General features: G+C 70.2%; 14 protein-coding genes. 11 read left to right on the top strand and 3 right to left on the bottom strand.

The annotated features are described in order from the left end of the window. Nucleotides 1-114 precede the first annotated feature (114 nt). On the top strand, nucleotides 115-1,176 hold the full coding sequence (locus CCN72_RS19975; RefSeq protein WP_086808705.1) for a YihY/virulence factor BrkB family protein: 1,062 nt from the start codon (nucleotides 115-117) through the stop codon (nucleotides 1,174-1,176). Nucleotides 1,177-1,338: 162 nt separating this feature from the next. Further along, on the top strand, nucleotides 1,339-1,815 hold the full coding sequence (locus tag CCN72_RS19980) for a hypothetical protein (protein WP_086808706.1): 477 nt from the start codon (nucleotides 1,339-1,341) through the stop codon (nucleotides 1,813-1,815). A gap of 229 nt (nucleotides 1,816-2,044) precedes the next feature. On the opposite strand, the gene CCN72_RS19985 is transcribed toward CCN72_RS19980, so the two are convergent. Next, nucleotides 2,045-2,629: an adenylosuccinate lyase gene (locus CCN72_RS19985; protein WP_086808707.1), complete on the bottom strand. Its 585-nt coding sequence runs from the start codon at nucleotides 2,627-2,629 to the stop codon at nucleotides 2,045-2,047. A 400-nt stretch (nucleotides 2,630-3,029) separates the two neighbouring features. Here CCN72_RS19985 and CCN72_RS19990 point away from each other — a divergent pair, with 400 nt between their 5' ends. The 7 genes from CCN72_RS19990 (at nucleotide 3,030) to CCN72_RS20020 (ending at nucleotide 12,326) form a co-directional block, all read left to right on the top strand. Then, nucleotides 3,030-4,832, top strand: coding sequence for a 3-hydroxyacyl-CoA dehydrogenase family protein (locus CCN72_RS19990; protein ID WP_085567412.1), 1,803 nt, complete (start codon nucleotides 3,030-3,032; stop codon nucleotides 4,830-4,832). Between the two features lie 157 nt (nucleotides 4,833-4,989). Further along, the gene (locus tag CCN72_RS19995; RefSeq protein ID WP_232984063.1) at nucleotides 4,990-5,808 is read left to right on the top strand and encodes a TetR family transcriptional regulator; all 819 of its coding nucleotides are present in this window, start codon (nucleotides 4,990-4,992) and stop codon (nucleotides 5,806-5,808) included. A 454-nt stretch (nucleotides 5,809-6,262) separates the two neighbouring features. After that, nucleotides 6,263-7,600 carry a crotonyl-CoA carboxylase/reductase gene (gene ccrA, locus CCN72_RS20000; protein WP_208638049.1) on the top strand — a complete coding sequence of 446 codons (1,338 nt, stop codon included), beginning with the start codon at nucleotides 6,263-6,265 and terminating at the stop codon, nucleotides 7,598-7,600. A gap of 9 nt (nucleotides 7,601-7,609) precedes the next feature. Continuing rightward, nucleotides 7,610-9,637 carry a protein meaA gene (locus CCN72_RS20005; protein WP_086808710.1) on the top strand — a complete coding sequence of 676 codons (2,028 nt, stop codon included), beginning with the start codon at nucleotides 7,610-7,612 and terminating at the stop codon, nucleotides 9,635-9,637. Beyond that, nucleotides 9,634-10,599, top strand: a complete 966-nt coding sequence (locus CCN72_RS20010) for an HpcH/HpaI aldolase/citrate lyase family protein (protein WP_085567408.1) — start codon at nucleotides 9,634-9,636, stop codon at nucleotides 10,597-10,599. The genes CCN72_RS20005 and CCN72_RS20010 overlap by 4 nt, the downstream gene beginning before the upstream one ends. 5 nt (nucleotides 10,600-10,604) lie before the next feature. Beyond that, on the top strand, nucleotides 10,605-11,117 hold the full coding sequence (locus tag CCN72_RS20015) for a MaoC family dehydratase (protein WP_062716551.1): 513 nt from the start codon (nucleotides 10,605-10,607) through the stop codon (nucleotides 11,115-11,117). Nucleotides 11,118-11,120: 3 nt separating this feature from the next. Then, nucleotides 11,121-12,326, top strand: coding sequence for an acyl-CoA dehydrogenase family protein (locus CCN72_RS20020; RefSeq protein WP_086808711.1), 1,206 nt, complete (start codon nucleotides 11,121-11,123; stop codon nucleotides 12,324-12,326). A 36-nt stretch (nucleotides 12,327-12,362) separates the two neighbouring features. Here the strand turns inward: CCN72_RS20020 and CCN72_RS41410 are convergent, their stop codons facing one another. After that, nucleotides 12,363-12,488, bottom strand: a complete 126-nt coding sequence (locus CCN72_RS41410; protein WP_256638473.1) for a hypothetical protein — start codon at nucleotides 12,486-12,488, stop codon at nucleotides 12,363-12,365. Nucleotides 12,489-12,506: 18 nt separating this feature from the next. Here CCN72_RS41410 and CCN72_RS20025 point away from each other — a divergent pair, with 18 nt between their 5' ends. Both CCN72_RS20025 and pssA read left to right on the top strand, forming a co-directional pair. Beyond that, complete coding sequence (locus CCN72_RS20025) at nucleotides 12,507-13,163, top strand: phosphatidylserine decarboxylase (RefSeq protein ID WP_078967312.1); 657 nt, start codon at nucleotides 12,507-12,509, stop codon at nucleotides 13,161-13,163. A 22-nt stretch (nucleotides 13,164-13,185) separates the two neighbouring features. Next, a complete protein-coding gene (gene pssA, locus CCN72_RS20030; RefSeq protein WP_037654721.1) occupies nucleotides 13,186-14,004 on the top strand; it encodes a CDP-diacylglycerol--serine O-phosphatidyltransferase in 819 nt (272 codons plus the stop codon). A 108-nt stretch (nucleotides 14,005-14,112) separates the two neighbouring features. Here pssA and CCN72_RS20035 read toward each other — a convergent pair. Further along, nucleotides 14,113-14,583: glycerate kinase (locus CCN72_RS20035; protein ID WP_143664142.1), on the bottom strand; the 471-nt coding region annotated here is incomplete at its 5' end.

Here is a 14,583-nt window from a genome sequence, read left to right on the forward strand (position 1 = left end):
GCGCGGAGTCATGGGGCGAAGCGGAGGTTGCCCCGGCCGAGTCCCCCGCCGCCGACCGGGGCAACCTCCGCTTCGCCCCATGACTCCGCGCCGACTTCGGGGTACTCGCCCCCCATGGAGAAACCGCATCTTCCAGGACGCAGGGACCGTGACGGCGGCGAGCCGGACTCCCGGGTGCCGACGCCCGAGGAGGCCGGGCCGGGGCGGGAGGTGGAGGAGAGGGCGCCGCGTTCGCCCGCGCAGCTGCCGAAGGCCGCGTGGGGAGCCGTGCTCAAGGGGAGCCTCAAGGAGTTCAAGAAGGACGAGCTGACCGACCGGGCCGCGGCGCTGACCTACTACTCGGTGCTGGCCCTGTTCCCCGCGCTGCTGGTGCTGGTGGCGCTGCTCGGCATCACCGGGCGTTCGACCACCGACCGGCTGCTGCACAGCATCCGGCAGCTCGCCCCCGGCTCGGCGCGGGACATGCTCACCCGGACCGTGGAGCAGTTGCAGAACAGCGCCGGGACCGGCTCGATCCTGGCGATCGTGGGCATCGTGCTGGCCCTGTGGTCGGCGTCCGGATATGTCGCCGCCTTCATCCGCACCGCGAACGCCGTGTACGACGTGCCGGAGGGCCGCCCGATCTGGAAGGTGCTGCCGGTACGCCTCGGGGTCACCGTGGTGCTGATGCTGATCGCGCTGGTCTGCTCCGTGATCGTGGTCTTCAGCGGCGGCCTGGCCCGGCACGTCGGACAGTCGCTCCACATGGGGGACGCGGCGCTCACCGCCTGGTCGATCGCCAAGTGGCCGGTGCTGGTCCTCCTGGTCGTCCTGATGATCGCCCTCCTGTACTGGGCCTGCCCGAACGCCAAGGTCCGGGGCTTCCGGTGGATCACCCCGGGCAGCCTTCTGGCCCTGCTCATCTGGATGGCGGCCTCCGCCGGCTTCGCGCTCTACGTGGCGAACTTCTCGTCGTACAACAAGACCTACGGCGCCATGGCCGGCATCATCATCTTCCTGATCTGGCTCTGGATCACCAATCTGGCGATCCTGCTGGGCCTGGAGTTCGACGCCGAGACCGCCCGGCAGCGGGCCATCGCCGGCGGCCATCCCCCCGAGTCGGACGCGCCGTACACCGAGCCCCGGGACACCGCGACATGGGACCAGGACGATGTCCGCCGTATGAAAGACAGCTGATCGCCGCCCGCGCGCCGGGTGCGCGGGGGCGGCGCGCGGGGCATGCCCCCACTGCTCCTTGCCCACTCCCCCGGGCGCCTGTCAACCTCGGCCTCGGGCCACTGTGCGCACGGTGTGTCAGCAATCGGTGACACCACGCAGTCGGCAAGAGGGGGCAGCCGCATGGTGATCAAGTCCAGGGGTGTGGTGGCCGCGATGGCCGGCGTGGCGGTGCTGGCCGCCGCGTCGGCGGCGACCGCGACGGCCGCCCAGACCGCGCGGCCGGCCGGCGCCGCGGCCTCCTGCGGTACGAGCATCGACCCCAACACCCGGATCCCGAGCGGCCGTCGGCACACCGGCCCGACCCTGCGGATCGGCGGGGCCACGGTCAGGGTGCGCTACGGCAACGCGAAGCAGGGCGCGCCGTACTACGTCTGGGCGGCGGTCTCCGGCGCGAGCAAGGGCGAGGCGGTCGCCCTGGAGTGGGATGTCGACTACGGCTCGTGGGCGGACTTCGGTGTCTGCTCGGCGACCGTGCACTCGGGCGGCACGCAGAACACCCGCGCGGTCAAGTATGTGCACGGCAAGGGCTGGCATCTGGAGGCGCAGGCCTGCGCGCGGCACGCCGGGCACCGGGCGTGCACCGCGTACTGGCCCTGATCGCCCGAGCCGCGCGATCGCACAAGCCGCGGGCCGGGCGCCGAACCGCCCGGCCCGCCACCACCCGCTCTCACCTCCGCCACCGGAGCCCGATCAGGCCACCTCCGCCACCGAAGCCCGGAGGTCACGCCCGCCACCGGAGCCCGACCAGGTCACGCCCGTCACCAAGGCCCGTTCAGGTCACGCCCGCCACCGGGCCCCGGTCGGCCCGAGCGCCCGCCCCGCCCCGTCAGCCGGTCCGCCGCTCCTTGGGCAGCCGGGCCAGCGCGTGCACCGCCGCCTCCGCGAGCGCCGGATGGGCGAGAGCCTCCGTGAGAACGCGCCGGGCGCGGCCGTCACCGAGGGTGCCGAGGCCCTCCACACAGGCGAGGGAGACCCGCCGGTACGGATCGTGCGGGCGCAGCCGGCGCTCCAGGGTGGTGATCAGCGCGGGCACGGACTCGGGGGCGCGCAGCACCACGAGGAGCCGTACCGGGTGCAGGGCGTAGGCGACGCGCAGTTCATTGGTGGCGAGGGCGGCGGCGGCGCGGGCGGTGCGGGGGTCGCCGAGCCGGGCCAGCGCGTGCGCGGCGCCGGCGCAGCGCGGGGGGTCGCGGTGGTTGAGGAGGAGCACCAGGGACTCGAAGGCGCGCCGGTCGCCCGCGCGGCCGAGCCGGAAGGCGGCCAACTCCCTGGCCCACAGCGGCTGTCCGGGCGCGGTGAGGACCTCCGCCAGTTCGTCCAGGTCCCCGGTCGCCAGCAGGGCGTCGAAGGCCGCCGAGCCTCCCGATTCCTGGCGTAAGCGTTCCGTGACCGATCGCAACTCTTCGTCCACGGCATCAGGTTAAGCATGTTGCGGGGGCAACGGGAGACACCTCGCACACAAAGAACCCTTCAGGGGACTGGCGCGCTCGTTACCCACCGGTTAAGCTCATACGAGCGAGCAACCCTCTCGCACTCCGCTGGTGACGGTCTGGTGACGCGGCCGTCGCGGGCAAGGAACGATTCGGTACGTCGTGTGCGCCTCGTGCGCCAAGTACCGCGAGTACGACCCGGCTTGGGACAGGGCCGGTCGGAAGACATCGCCAACGACGGGCGTGTGCACGCCCGTCGGCACCGGCACCGGGCGTGTGCGCTCGTCAGCCCGGCAACACCCGCACTCCTTCGCGCTCCGTGGTGCGCCTTCGGCGCACCCGGCGCTTCCTCGTCGTCACCCTCATACCTGGAGTCCCGCGATGGCCACTCCCCTGTCCGACACCCCTCTGTCCCTCAAGAAGATCGCCGTCGTCGGCCTCGGCACGATGGGCACCGGCATCACCGAGGTCCTCGTGCAGGCCGGCCGCGAGGTCGTCGGCATCGACGTCGACGAGGCCCAGGCCGCCCGCGCGCTGGCCGCCCTGGAGGCCTCCACCGCCCGCTCCGTCGAGCGCGGCCGGCTGACCGAGGCGGAGCGCGCGGACGCCCTCGCCCGGCTGCGCACCGCCACCGATCTGACCGCGGCGGCCGACGCCGACCTGGTGATCGAGGTGGTCCCGGAGTCGTACGAGATCAAGCACCAGATCTTCCGCGAACTGGACGGCGTCGTCCGCCCGGAGACCATCCTCGCCACCGGCACCAACGCGCTGTCGGTGACCCGGCTCGCCGCCGACTCGGCCCGCCCCGAGCGCGTTCTCGGCCTGCACTTCTTCAACCCGGCCCCGGCGATGAAGCTGGTGGAGGTCGTCTCCTCGGTGCTGACCGCGCCGCAGGTCGTCGCCGCCGTCACGGACCTCGCCCTCGAACTGGGCAAGGAGCCCGTCGCGGTCGGCGACCGCCCCGGCTTCGTCGCCGACGGCCTGCTGTTCGGCTACCTCAACCAGGCCGCCGCGATGTACGAGGCCCGCTACGCCTCCCGCGAGGACATCGACGCGGCGATGCGGCTGGGCTGCGGTCTGCCGATGGGGCCGCTGGCGCTGCTCGACCTGATCGGCATCGACACCGCGCGCACCGTCCTTGACGCCATGTACGCCGAGTCCCGCGACCGGCTGCACGCCCCCGCCCCGATCCTCAAGCAGCTCAGCGAGGCGGGCCTGACCGGCCGCAAGTCCGGGCGCGGTTTCTACACCTACGAGGCGCCGGGCAGCGCCACCGTGGTGCCGGACCCGCTGACCCCGGCGGCGGACGGCGCGGGCGTCGCGGGCCGCGAGGTCCGCTCGGTGGGCGTCGCCGGCTCCGGCACCATGGCCTCCGGCATCGCCGAGGTGTTCGCCAAGGCGGGCTACGACGTCGTCCTGGCGGCGCGCAGCGAGGAGAAGGCCGAGGCGGCCAAGGCCCGGATCGGCAAGTCGCTGGCGCGCTCCGTGGACAAGGGCCGGCTGACCGCCGAGGCGGCCGCCCGGACCCTGGAGCGGATCACCCCGGCCGGTTCCTACGACGCGTTCGCGGACGTCGACCTGGCCGTCGAGGCGGTCGCCGAGGACCTGGAGGTCAAGCGGCAGCTCTTCCAGGCGCTGGACAAGGTCTGCAAGCCCGGCGCGGTGCTCGCCACCACCACCTCCTCGCTGCCCGTCGTCGCCTGCGCCCGCGCCACCTCGCGCCCGCAGGACGTGATCGGCATGCACTTCTTCAACCCGGCCCCGGCCATGAAGCTGGTCGAGGTCGTGCGCACGGTGCTGACCGCCGACGAGGTGCACGCCACCGTCCGCGAGGTCTGCCGCACGGTCCGCAAGCACGCGGTGGACTGCGGCGACCGGGCCGGCTTCATCGTCAACGCGCTGCTGTTCCCGTACCTGAACAACGCGGTGAAGATGGTCGAGGAGCACTACGCGACGCTGGACGACATCGACGCGGCGATGCGGCTCGGCGGCGGCTACCCGATGGGCCCGTTCGAACTGCTGGACGTGGTCGGCCTGGATGTCTCGCTGGCCATCGAGAAGGTGCTGCACCGCGAGTTCCGCGACCCCGGTCTCGCCCCGGCCCCGCTCCTGGAGCACCTGGTGGCCGCGGGCTGCCTCGGCCGCAAGACCGGCCGCGGCTTCCGCGAGTATGCCCGCCGCTGACGGCGTCGGCGACTGGTCCTTCGCGGCGACGGACGCGGAGACGGACTGGGGCGGGCTGCTCGACCCCGCCATGGCTCCCCCGCCAGGCCCTTCGGGGCCTGGCGGGGCAAACCGGACTCCCGCACATGGCACCGCGCCCATGCAGTACGTTCGGGTCATGTCCCAGCCCGCCAAGTCCTCACGTACACCAGCTACGCCCGACGCGCCGGAAAGTGCCGCAGGCAGTCGCGCCGCCGCCCAGCGGCTCAAGATGCGCCGAGAACTGGCGGCCGCAGCCATGGAGCTGTTCGCGACCAAGGGGTACGAGGCCACCACCGTCGACGAGATCGCGGCGGCGGCCGGGGTCGCCCGCCGCACCTTCTTCCGCCACTTCCGCTCCAAGGAAGAGGCGATCTTCCCGGACCACGACGACACCCTGGTCCGCGCCGAGGCGGTCCTCAACGCCGCGCCGGCGCACGAGCACCCCCTCGACACGGTGTGCCGGGGCATCAAAGAGGTCATGCGGATGTACGCGGCGCACCCGGACATCTCCGTGGCCCGCTACCGGCTGACGCGCGAGGTGCCCACCCTGCGCGAGGCCGAGATCGCCTCCGTGGCCCGCTACGAGCGCCTGTTCACCCGCTATCTGCTCGGCCACTTCGACGAGCGCGCGCACGCGGACGACGCCAATGACGACCCGCTGCTGGCCGAGGTCGCCGCCTCCGCCGTCGTCACCGCGCACAACCATGTGCTGCGGCGCTGGCTGCGCGCGGACGGCCGGGGCGATGTGGAGGCGCAGCTGGACCACGCGTTCGCGATCGTCCGCAAGACCTTCGGCACCGGGATCGGCGCCGGACGGAGCACGGCCGCCCGGACGGCCGCCACCGCCCCGGCGACGGTGTCCCCGCACGGCGAGGTGCTCGTCACCGTCGCCCGTACCGACGCCCCCCTCGAAGAGGTCATGCGCACCATCGAGGAGGCGCTGAAGGAGCGCTGAACCCGCTCCACCGCTGCTCCACGACTGCTCCACCGCTGTGATGACGGCCACCCTTCGGGGTGGCCGTTTTGCCATGTCAGGGGCCCTTTTCCAGCAGATTTCGGAGGCCGTTCGATCGATCATCGCTCATTTGTTACGTAAAGATTTCATCTGAGAGGAACTTCTGGCACTCAGTGCCTTGTCACCTGACACGCGGTGTCATACGTTGAAGAGGTCCGGGCGGCCGGCGAGCAGCGACCATTCGTTCGCCGGCTGTCCCCGCAAGCCTCATGGCCCGCGCGCCCGGACGCCTGCGTCACAGGCAACCTCCCGCGCCACAAAGCGCTGCCGAAGCACCACAGAGCCGAACCGACGGCACTTTTCACCACACCCTCAGCAGCACGCACCACAGCACCGACGAACCCTCAAGCGCCCCTCCCTCAGGGCGCTCACCGCCGGAGGCAATACCGTGACCGTGAAGGACATCCTCGACGCGATCCAGTCGAAGGACGCCACGTCCGCCGACTTCGCCGCACTGCCGCTCCCCGAGTCCTACCGGGCGATCACCGTGCACAAGGACGAGACGGAGATGTTCGCGGGCCTGACGACCCGTGACAAGGACCCGCGCAAGTCGATCCACCTGGACGACGTCCCCGTGCCCGAGCTCGGACCGGGCGAGGCCCTGGTGGCCGTGATGGCCTCCTCGGTCAACTACAACTCGGTGTGGACCTCGATCTTCGAGCCGCTGTCCACGTTCGGGTTCCTGGAGCGCTACGGCCGCACCAACGAGCTGGCCAAGCGCCACGACCTGCCGTACCACATCATCGGCTCCGACCTCGCGGGCGTCGTCCTGCGCACCGGCCCCGGCGTCAACGCCTGGAAGCCCGGCGACGAGGTCGTGGCCCACTGCCTCTCCGTCGAGCTGGAGTCCTCCGACGGCCACAACGACACGATGCTCGACCCCGAGCAGCGCATCTGGGGCTTCGAGACCAACTTCGGCGGCCTCGCCGAGATCGCCCTGGTCAAGTCCAACCAGCTGATGCCGAAGCCGGGCCACCTCAGCTGGGAGGAGGCCGCCGCCCCCGGTCTGGTCAACTCCACCGCCTACCGCCAGCTGGTGTCCCGCAACGGCGCCGGCATGAAGCAGGGCGACAACGTCCTCATCTGGGGCGCGAGCGGCGGACTCGGCTCGTACGCCACGCAGTTCGCGCTGGCCGGTGGCGCCAACCCGATCTGCGTCGTCTCCAGCGACCAGAAGGCGGACATCTGCCGGTCGATGGGTGCCGAGGCGATCATCGACCGCAGCGCCGAGGGCTACAAGTTCTGGAAGGACGAGACCACCCAGGACCCCAAGGAGTGGAAGCGCTTCGGCAAGCGCATCCGCGAGCTCACCGGCGGCGAGGACATCGACATCGTCTTCGAGCACCCCGGCCGCGAGACCTTCGGCGCCAGCGTCTTCGTCACCCGCAAGGGCGGCACCATCACCACCTGCGCCTCGACCTCGGGCTATATGCACGAGTACGACAACCGCTACCTGTGGATGTCCCTGAAGCGGATCATCGGCTCGCACTTCGCCAACTACCGCGAGGCCTGGGAGGCCAACCGCCTCATCGCCAAGGGCAAGATCCACCCGACCCTGTCGAAGGTGTACTCCCTGGAGGACACCGGGCAGGCCGCCTACGACGTCCACCGCAACCTGCACCAGGGCAAGGTCGGCGTCCTGTGCCTCGCGCCCGAGGAAGGCCTCGGCGTGCGCGACGAGGAGCTGCGGGCCGAGCACATCGACGCCATCAACCGTTTCCGGAACATCTGAGAGCCGTAGATGACAGAGCGTCAGAAAGATCGTCCGTGGCTGATGCGGACGTACGCCGGCCACTCGACGGCCGAGGCGTCCAACGAGCTGTACCGGCGCAATCTCGACAAGGGCCAGACGGGTCTGTCGGTGGCGTTCGACCTGCCGACGCAGACCGGCTACGACCCCGACCACATCCTCGCCCGCGGCGAGGTCGGCCGGGTGGGCGTGCCCGTCTCGCACGTCGGTGACATGCGCCGGCTGTTCCAGGACATCCCCCTGGAGCAGATGAACACCTCGATGACGATCAACGCCACCGCCATGTGGCTGCTGGCGCTCTATCAGGTCGTCGCCGAGGAGCAGGGCGCGGACATCACCAAGCTCCAGGGCACGACCCAGAACGACATCGTCAAGGAGTACCTGTCCCGCGGCACGCACGTCTTCCCGCCGGGACCCTCGCTCCGCCTGACGACGGACATGATCGCGTACACGGTCTCCCACATCCCGAAGTGGAACCCGATCAACATCTGCAGCTACCACCTGCAGGAGGCCGGGGCCACGCCGGTGCAGGAGATCGCGTACGCGATGTCCACCGCGATCGCCGTGCTGGACGCCGTGCGCGACAGCGGCCAGGTGCCGCAGGAGCGCATGGGCGACGTGGTCGCGCGCATCTCCTTCTTCGTGAACGCGGGCGTCCGCTTCGTCGAGGAGATGTGCAAGATGCGGGCGTTCGGCCGCATCTGGGACCAGGTCACCCGCGAGCGGTACGGCATCGAGAACCCCAAGCAGCGCCGCTTCCGCTACGGCGTCCAGGTCAACTCCCTCGGCCTGACCGAGGCGCAGCCGGAGAACAACGTCCAGCGGATCGTCCTGGAGATGCTGGCGGTCACGCTGTCCAAGGACGCCCGCGCCCGTGCCGTCCAGCTCCCGGCCTGGAACGAGGCGCTCGGCCTGCCCCGCCCCTGGGACCAGCAGTGGAGCCTGCGCATCCAGCAGGTGCTCGCCTACGAGAGCGACCTGCTGGAGTACGAGGACATCTTCGACGGCTCGAAGGTGATCGAGGCCAAGGTGGCGCAGCTGGTCACCGACTCCCTCGCGGAGATGGCGCGGATCGAGGAGATGGGCGGCGCGATGGCCGCCGTCGAGTCCGGCTATCTGAAGTCCCAGCTGGTCTCCTCGCACGCCGAGCGCCGGGCCCGGATCGAGTCCGGCGACGAGAAGATCATCGGTGTCAACGCCTTCGAGGGCACCGAGCCCAACCCGCTCACCGCCGACCTGGACACCGCGATCCAGACGGTGGACCCGGCGGTCGAGGCCCAGGTCATCGCCTCGCTCCAGCGGTGGCGGGACACCCGCTACCAGCCGCCGTTCAACCACCCGCGCCCCTGCAAGGCGCTGGAGCGGCTGAAGGAGGCCGCCCGGGGCACCGCCAACCTGATGGAGGCCACCCTGGAGTGCGCCCGTGCCGGGGCCACGACCGGAGAGTGGGCGGGGGCGCTGCGCGAGGTGTTCGGCGAGTACCGGGCGCCCACCGGGGTCTCCTCCGCGCCGGTGGCCGTCCCCGTCGAGGCCGGCTCGGCGCTCGCCGAGGTCCGCGCCAAGGTGGACGCCACCGCCCGCGACCTGGGCGTCGGCAAGCTGCGCTTCCTGGTCGGCAAGCCGGGCCTCGACGGGCACTCCAACGGCGCCGAGCAGATCGCCGTGCGCGCCCGCGACGCCGGCTTCGAGGTGGTCTACCAGGGCATCCGGCTCACCCCCGAGCAGATCGTGGACGCGGCCCTCGCCGAGGACGTGCACGCGGTCGGCCTGTCGATCCTTTCCGGCTCGCACGCCCAGCTGGTCCCGGACGTGCTCCAGCGGCTGCGTGTGGCGGGTGCCACAGATATTCCGGTGATCGCAGGTGGCATCATCCCGAACGGGGACGCCGAGCAGCTCAGGGAGGCCGGAGTGGCCGCCGTCTTCACCCCGAAGGACTTCGACATCACCGGGATCATCGGCCGCATCGTCGACGAGATCCGGACCGCGAACAAGCTCGACCCCCTGGAGGTCCCCGCATGACCGCCCCCGTCAACCGTCTCCGCCCGCGGCGTTCGTGTCTCGCCGTACCCGGCTCGAACCCGCGCTTCCTGGAGAAGGCGCAGGGCCTGCCGGCGGACCAGGTCTTCCTGGACCTGGAGGACGCGTGCGCCCCGCTCGCCAAGCCCGAGGCGCGGCACACCATCGTCAAGTTCCTCAACGAGGGTGACTGGACGGGCAAGACGCGGGTGGTCCGCGTCAACGACTGGACGACCGAGTGGACGTACCGCGATGTCGTGACGGTCGTCGAGGGCGCCGGTCCGAACCTCGACTGCATCATGCTGCCGAAGGTGCAGAACGCCGAGCAGATCGTGGCGCTCGACCTGCTGCTCACCCAGATCGAGAAGACGATGGGCTTCGAGGTCGGCCGGATCGGCATCGAGGCGCAGATCGAGAACGCGCAGGGCCTGAACAACGTCAACGCGATCGCGGGGGCCTCCCCGCGCATCGAGACCATCATCTTCGGCCCGGCCGACTTCATGGCCTCCATCAACATGAAGTCCCTGGTCGTGGGCGAGCAGCCGCCCGGCTACCCGGCGGACGCCTACCACTACATCCTGATGAAGATCCTGATGGCCGCCCGCGCCAACGACCTCCAGGCGATCGACGGCCCCTACCTCCAGATCCGCAACGTCGACGGCTACCGCGCGGTCGCGCAGCGCGCCGCGGCCCTCGGCTTCGACGGCAAGTGGGTGCTGCACCCGGGCCAGGTCGAGGCCTCCAACGAGATCTTCTCGCCCTCCCAGGAGGACTACGACCACGCCGAGCTGATCCTGGACGCGTACGACTACTACACGTCCGAGGCCGGCGGCAAGAAGGGCTCCGCGATGCTCGGCGACGAGATGATCGACGAGGCCAGCCGCAAGATGGCCCTGGTCATCTCCGGCAAGGGGCGCGCGGCCGGCATGCGCCGCACCACCAAGTTCGAGATCCCGGAGGCCTGAGCGCGATGCAGTTCGGACGCACCTACGAGGAGTTCGAGGTCGGGGCGACGTACAAGCACTGGCCGGGCAAGACGGTCACGGAGTACGACGACCATCTGTTCTGCCTCCTCACCATGAACCACCACCCGCTCCACATGGACACCAACTACGCGGAGAAGACGACCGACTTCGGCAAGAACGTCGTCGTCGGGAACTACATCTACTCGCTGCTGCTCGGCATGTCGGTGCCGGACATCTCCGGCAAGGCGATCGCCAACCTGGAGATCGAGTCGCTCAAGCACGTGGCGCCGACCTTCCACGGCGACACGATCTACGGCCAGACGACCGTGCTGGACAAGTGGCCGTCGAAGTCGAAGAACGACCGCGGCATCGTCTACGTCGAGACCAAGGGCTACAAGCAGGACGGCACCCTGGTGTGCGTCTTCCGCCGCAAGGTGATGGTGCCGACCGAGACGTACATCAAGGAGCGCGGCGGCGAGCAGCCGGGCCGCCCGGAACTCAAGCAGCAGGAGAAGTAGGACATGGCCCGTCTCGCCCAGACCGCCGGTCTGACCGACGTCCAGCAGGAGATCCTCTCCACCGTCCGGGACTTCGTCGACAAGGAGATCATCCCGGTCGCGACCGAGCTGGAGCACCGCGACGAGTACCCGCAGCAGATCGTGGACGGCCTCAAGGAGCTGGGCCTGTTCGGTCTGATGATCCCCGAGGAGTACGGGGGTCTGGGCGAGTCGCTGCTCACCTACGCGCTGTGCGTGGAGGAGATCGCCCGCGGCTGGATGTCGGTGTCCGGCATCATCAACACCCACTTCATCGTCGCGTACATGCTCAAGCAGCACGGCACGCAGGAGCAGAAGGACCACTTCCTGCCGCGGATGGCGGCCGGTGACATCCGGGGCGCCTTCTCGATGTCGGAGCCGGCGCTCGGCTCCGATGTGTCGGCGATCAGCTCCAAGGCGGTCAAGGACGGCGACGAGTACGTCCTGACCGGCCAGAAGATGTGGCTGACCAACGGCGGCACGTCGTCCCTCGTGGCCGTCCTGGTGCGCAGCGACGAGGGCCACCCCGAGGGCACGGCCCCGCACAAGTCCATGACCACCTTCCTGGTCGAGAAGGAGCCGGGCTTCGGCGAGGTCCGCCCGGGCCTCACCATCCCCGGCAAGATCGAGAAGATGGGCTACAAGGGCGTCGACACCACCGAGCTGATCATGGACGGGCTGCGGATCCCGGCCGATCGGGTGCTCGGCGGCGTCACCGGCCGAGGTTTTTACCAAATGATGGACGGCGTGGAGGTCGGCCGGGTCAACGTCGCGGCCCGTGGCTGCGGTGTCGCCCAGCGCGCCTTCGAGCTGGGTGTGCGGTACGCCCAGCAGCGGCACACCTTCGGCAAGGCGATCGCCCAGCACCAGGCCATCCAGTTCAAGCTGGCCGAGATGGCGACCAAGGTCGAGGCCGCCCACGCGATGATGGTCAACGCGGCACGCAAAAAGGACTCCGGGCAGCGTAACGACCTGGAGGCCGGCATGGCGAAGTACCTCGCCTCCGAGTACTGCAAGGAGGTCGTGGAGGACGCCTTCCGCATCCACGGCGGGTACGGTTTCTCCAAGGAGTACGAGATCGAGCGCCTGTATCGTGAGGCGCCGATGCTGCTCATCGGTGAAGGTACCGCCGAGATCCAGAAAATGATCATCGGGCGCAGGTTGCTCGAAGAGCATCGATTCCAGGGCTGATTGTCCGCATGCGGGGTGTTTTCTTCGAGGGGAAGATCACACCCCGTAGAGGTTGTTCAGCCGGTCTTCGGCCGCCGACTCGGCTTCCTGGCTTGCCCAGTTGTGGCCCGCGACCGGTACGATCCCCGGAAAGCCGCCGTCCCCCGTCTTGCGCGGCATCATCCGCTACGAAGGTCATCCATGCCCCACAGCCAAACCTCTGCACCTCGCGACAGCCGAGCCGGCGTACGCCTCGCGCGCGGAGCATCGCCGTGGCTTCTCCCGACCGTCGCCACCGCAGCCCTCAGCCTGGCCCGCGCCCGCCGCTCGGGTGCCGCCAAGGCCGTCGCCGTGCCCGCCACCGCGCTCGCGGCGGGCATGCTGTGGTTCTTCCGCGACCCCGAGCGAGAGATCACCCAGGGCCGGGTCATCTCCCCGGCCGACGGTGTGGTGCAGAGCATCATGCCGTGGAAGGACGGTCGCACCCGCGTCGCCATCTTCATGAGCCCGCTCAATGTTCATGTCAACCGCGCGCCGCTCGCGGGCACGGTGACCTCGGTCGAGCACATCCCCGGCGGCTTTGTTCCGGCTTTCAACAAGGAGAGCGAGAACAACGAGCGCGTAGTCTGGCATTTCGACACCGAACTCGGCGACATCGAGATGATCCAGATCGCCGGTGCGGTGGCCCGCCGCATCGTGCCCTACCTCCCGTCGGGCACGAAGGTCGAGCAGGGCGACCGTATCGGTCTGATCCGCTTCGGCTCGCGTGTCGATCTCTACCTGCCCGAGGGCGTGGAGGTGGCGGTCGAGGTCGGTCAGAAGACCGTGGCTGGGGTGACTCGCATTGACCGTGATTGATCCGGAGACCCAGGCGAACTGGGTGCCCGAGGCCGACGAGGTGGACGAAGAGGAGGAGATGCCGCTCTCGCTCCGCCTGTCGATAGCGGACACCCTCACGCTCGGTAACGCCACGTGCGGGTTCATGGCGGTGTACTTCACCACCACCGGCATCCTGATCCCGCACCTGACCGGCAGCCAGGAGTCCGGCATGGCCCGCCACAGCGCGGCCACGGCGGTCATCCTGATGCTCTGCGCGGCGGTGTTCGACCTCTTCGACGGTCTGGTGGCGCGCAAGCTGCGGTCCTCGCCGATGGGTGCGGAGCTGGACAACCTCTCCGACCTGATCAGCTTCGGCCTCGCGCCGGCGTACTTCGTCCTCGTCTACGGCATGGTCGCGGACGACGCGCATCAGAGAGTGGCGGCGCTCGGGGCAATCGTGGTGCTCCTGGCCGTCGTCCTGCGGCTCGCCCGCTTCTCCTGCGTGACGGTGAAGGACGGCGTGTTCCAGGGCATGCCCTCGCCGTTCGGCGCGCTCACCGTCGTCTCGATCGTGCTCCTGGAGCTGCCGTTCGTGGCGACGCTGCTGGCGATCGTCGGTACGGCGTGGCTGATGGTGAGCCGGGTGGAGTACCCGAAGCCGCGGGGGCGGCTGGCCGGGGCGATGCTGTCCTGGATCGTCCTGTCCATGGGCCTGCTGGCCGCCTGGGCGTTCGACGCGCCGAGCGGTCAGCTGCTCCTCCAGACGGGTTGTGCGCTCCAGCTGGTCATGGGCGCGGTGATCCCGCTGTTCGCCACGGCGCGACGGGTGAACAACTTCCGTGACAACCGGCGAGAGGCACGGGCGACGCAGTTGCCGTGACGGCGTCTTGACGAAGGGCCCCGAATCCAGGGTTGGCTGGGTTCGGGGCCCTTGTCCTTTCCCGCGCGGCCCGGGGCCGAAGCCCCCAAGGTGGTCACGTCGGGGTGGTCACACCAGCAGGTCCTCCGCGATGCGGGAGGCGACCCGCTCCAGGATCGGGCCGGCGTCCGCGATGCAGCGGGAGATGTCGGGCTCGACGGACGTCAGGGGGTAGGCGCGGCTGATCCCGGCCGACCGCAGCGCACGGTCCTCCAGTGCCAGCCGCCCGCACACCGCCACGACCTCCTTGCCCGCCGCGCGCGCCGCCGCCGCCACGCCCGCCGGAGCCTTGCCGTGCAGCGTCTGCTCGTCCAGGGAGCCCTCACCGGTGATCACCAGGGACGCCCGGGACAGCGCGGGAGCGAAGCCGAGGACGTCGAGCATGATCTCGATCCCGGGACGGAACCGCGCACCGAGCAGCAGCGCGCCGTAGCCGATGCCACCCGCCGCCCCCGCGCCCGGCGCCGCCGCGTACTCCACCGCCCGCGCCCCGACCGAGTCCTCCAGCACCGCCACGTAGTGCCCGAGCGCCGCGTCCAG

This window comes from Streptomyces murinus, from assembly GCF_002154555.1.
Lineage (GTDB): Bacteria > Actinomycetota > Actinomycetes > Streptomycetales > Streptomycetaceae > Streptomyces > Streptomyces murinus.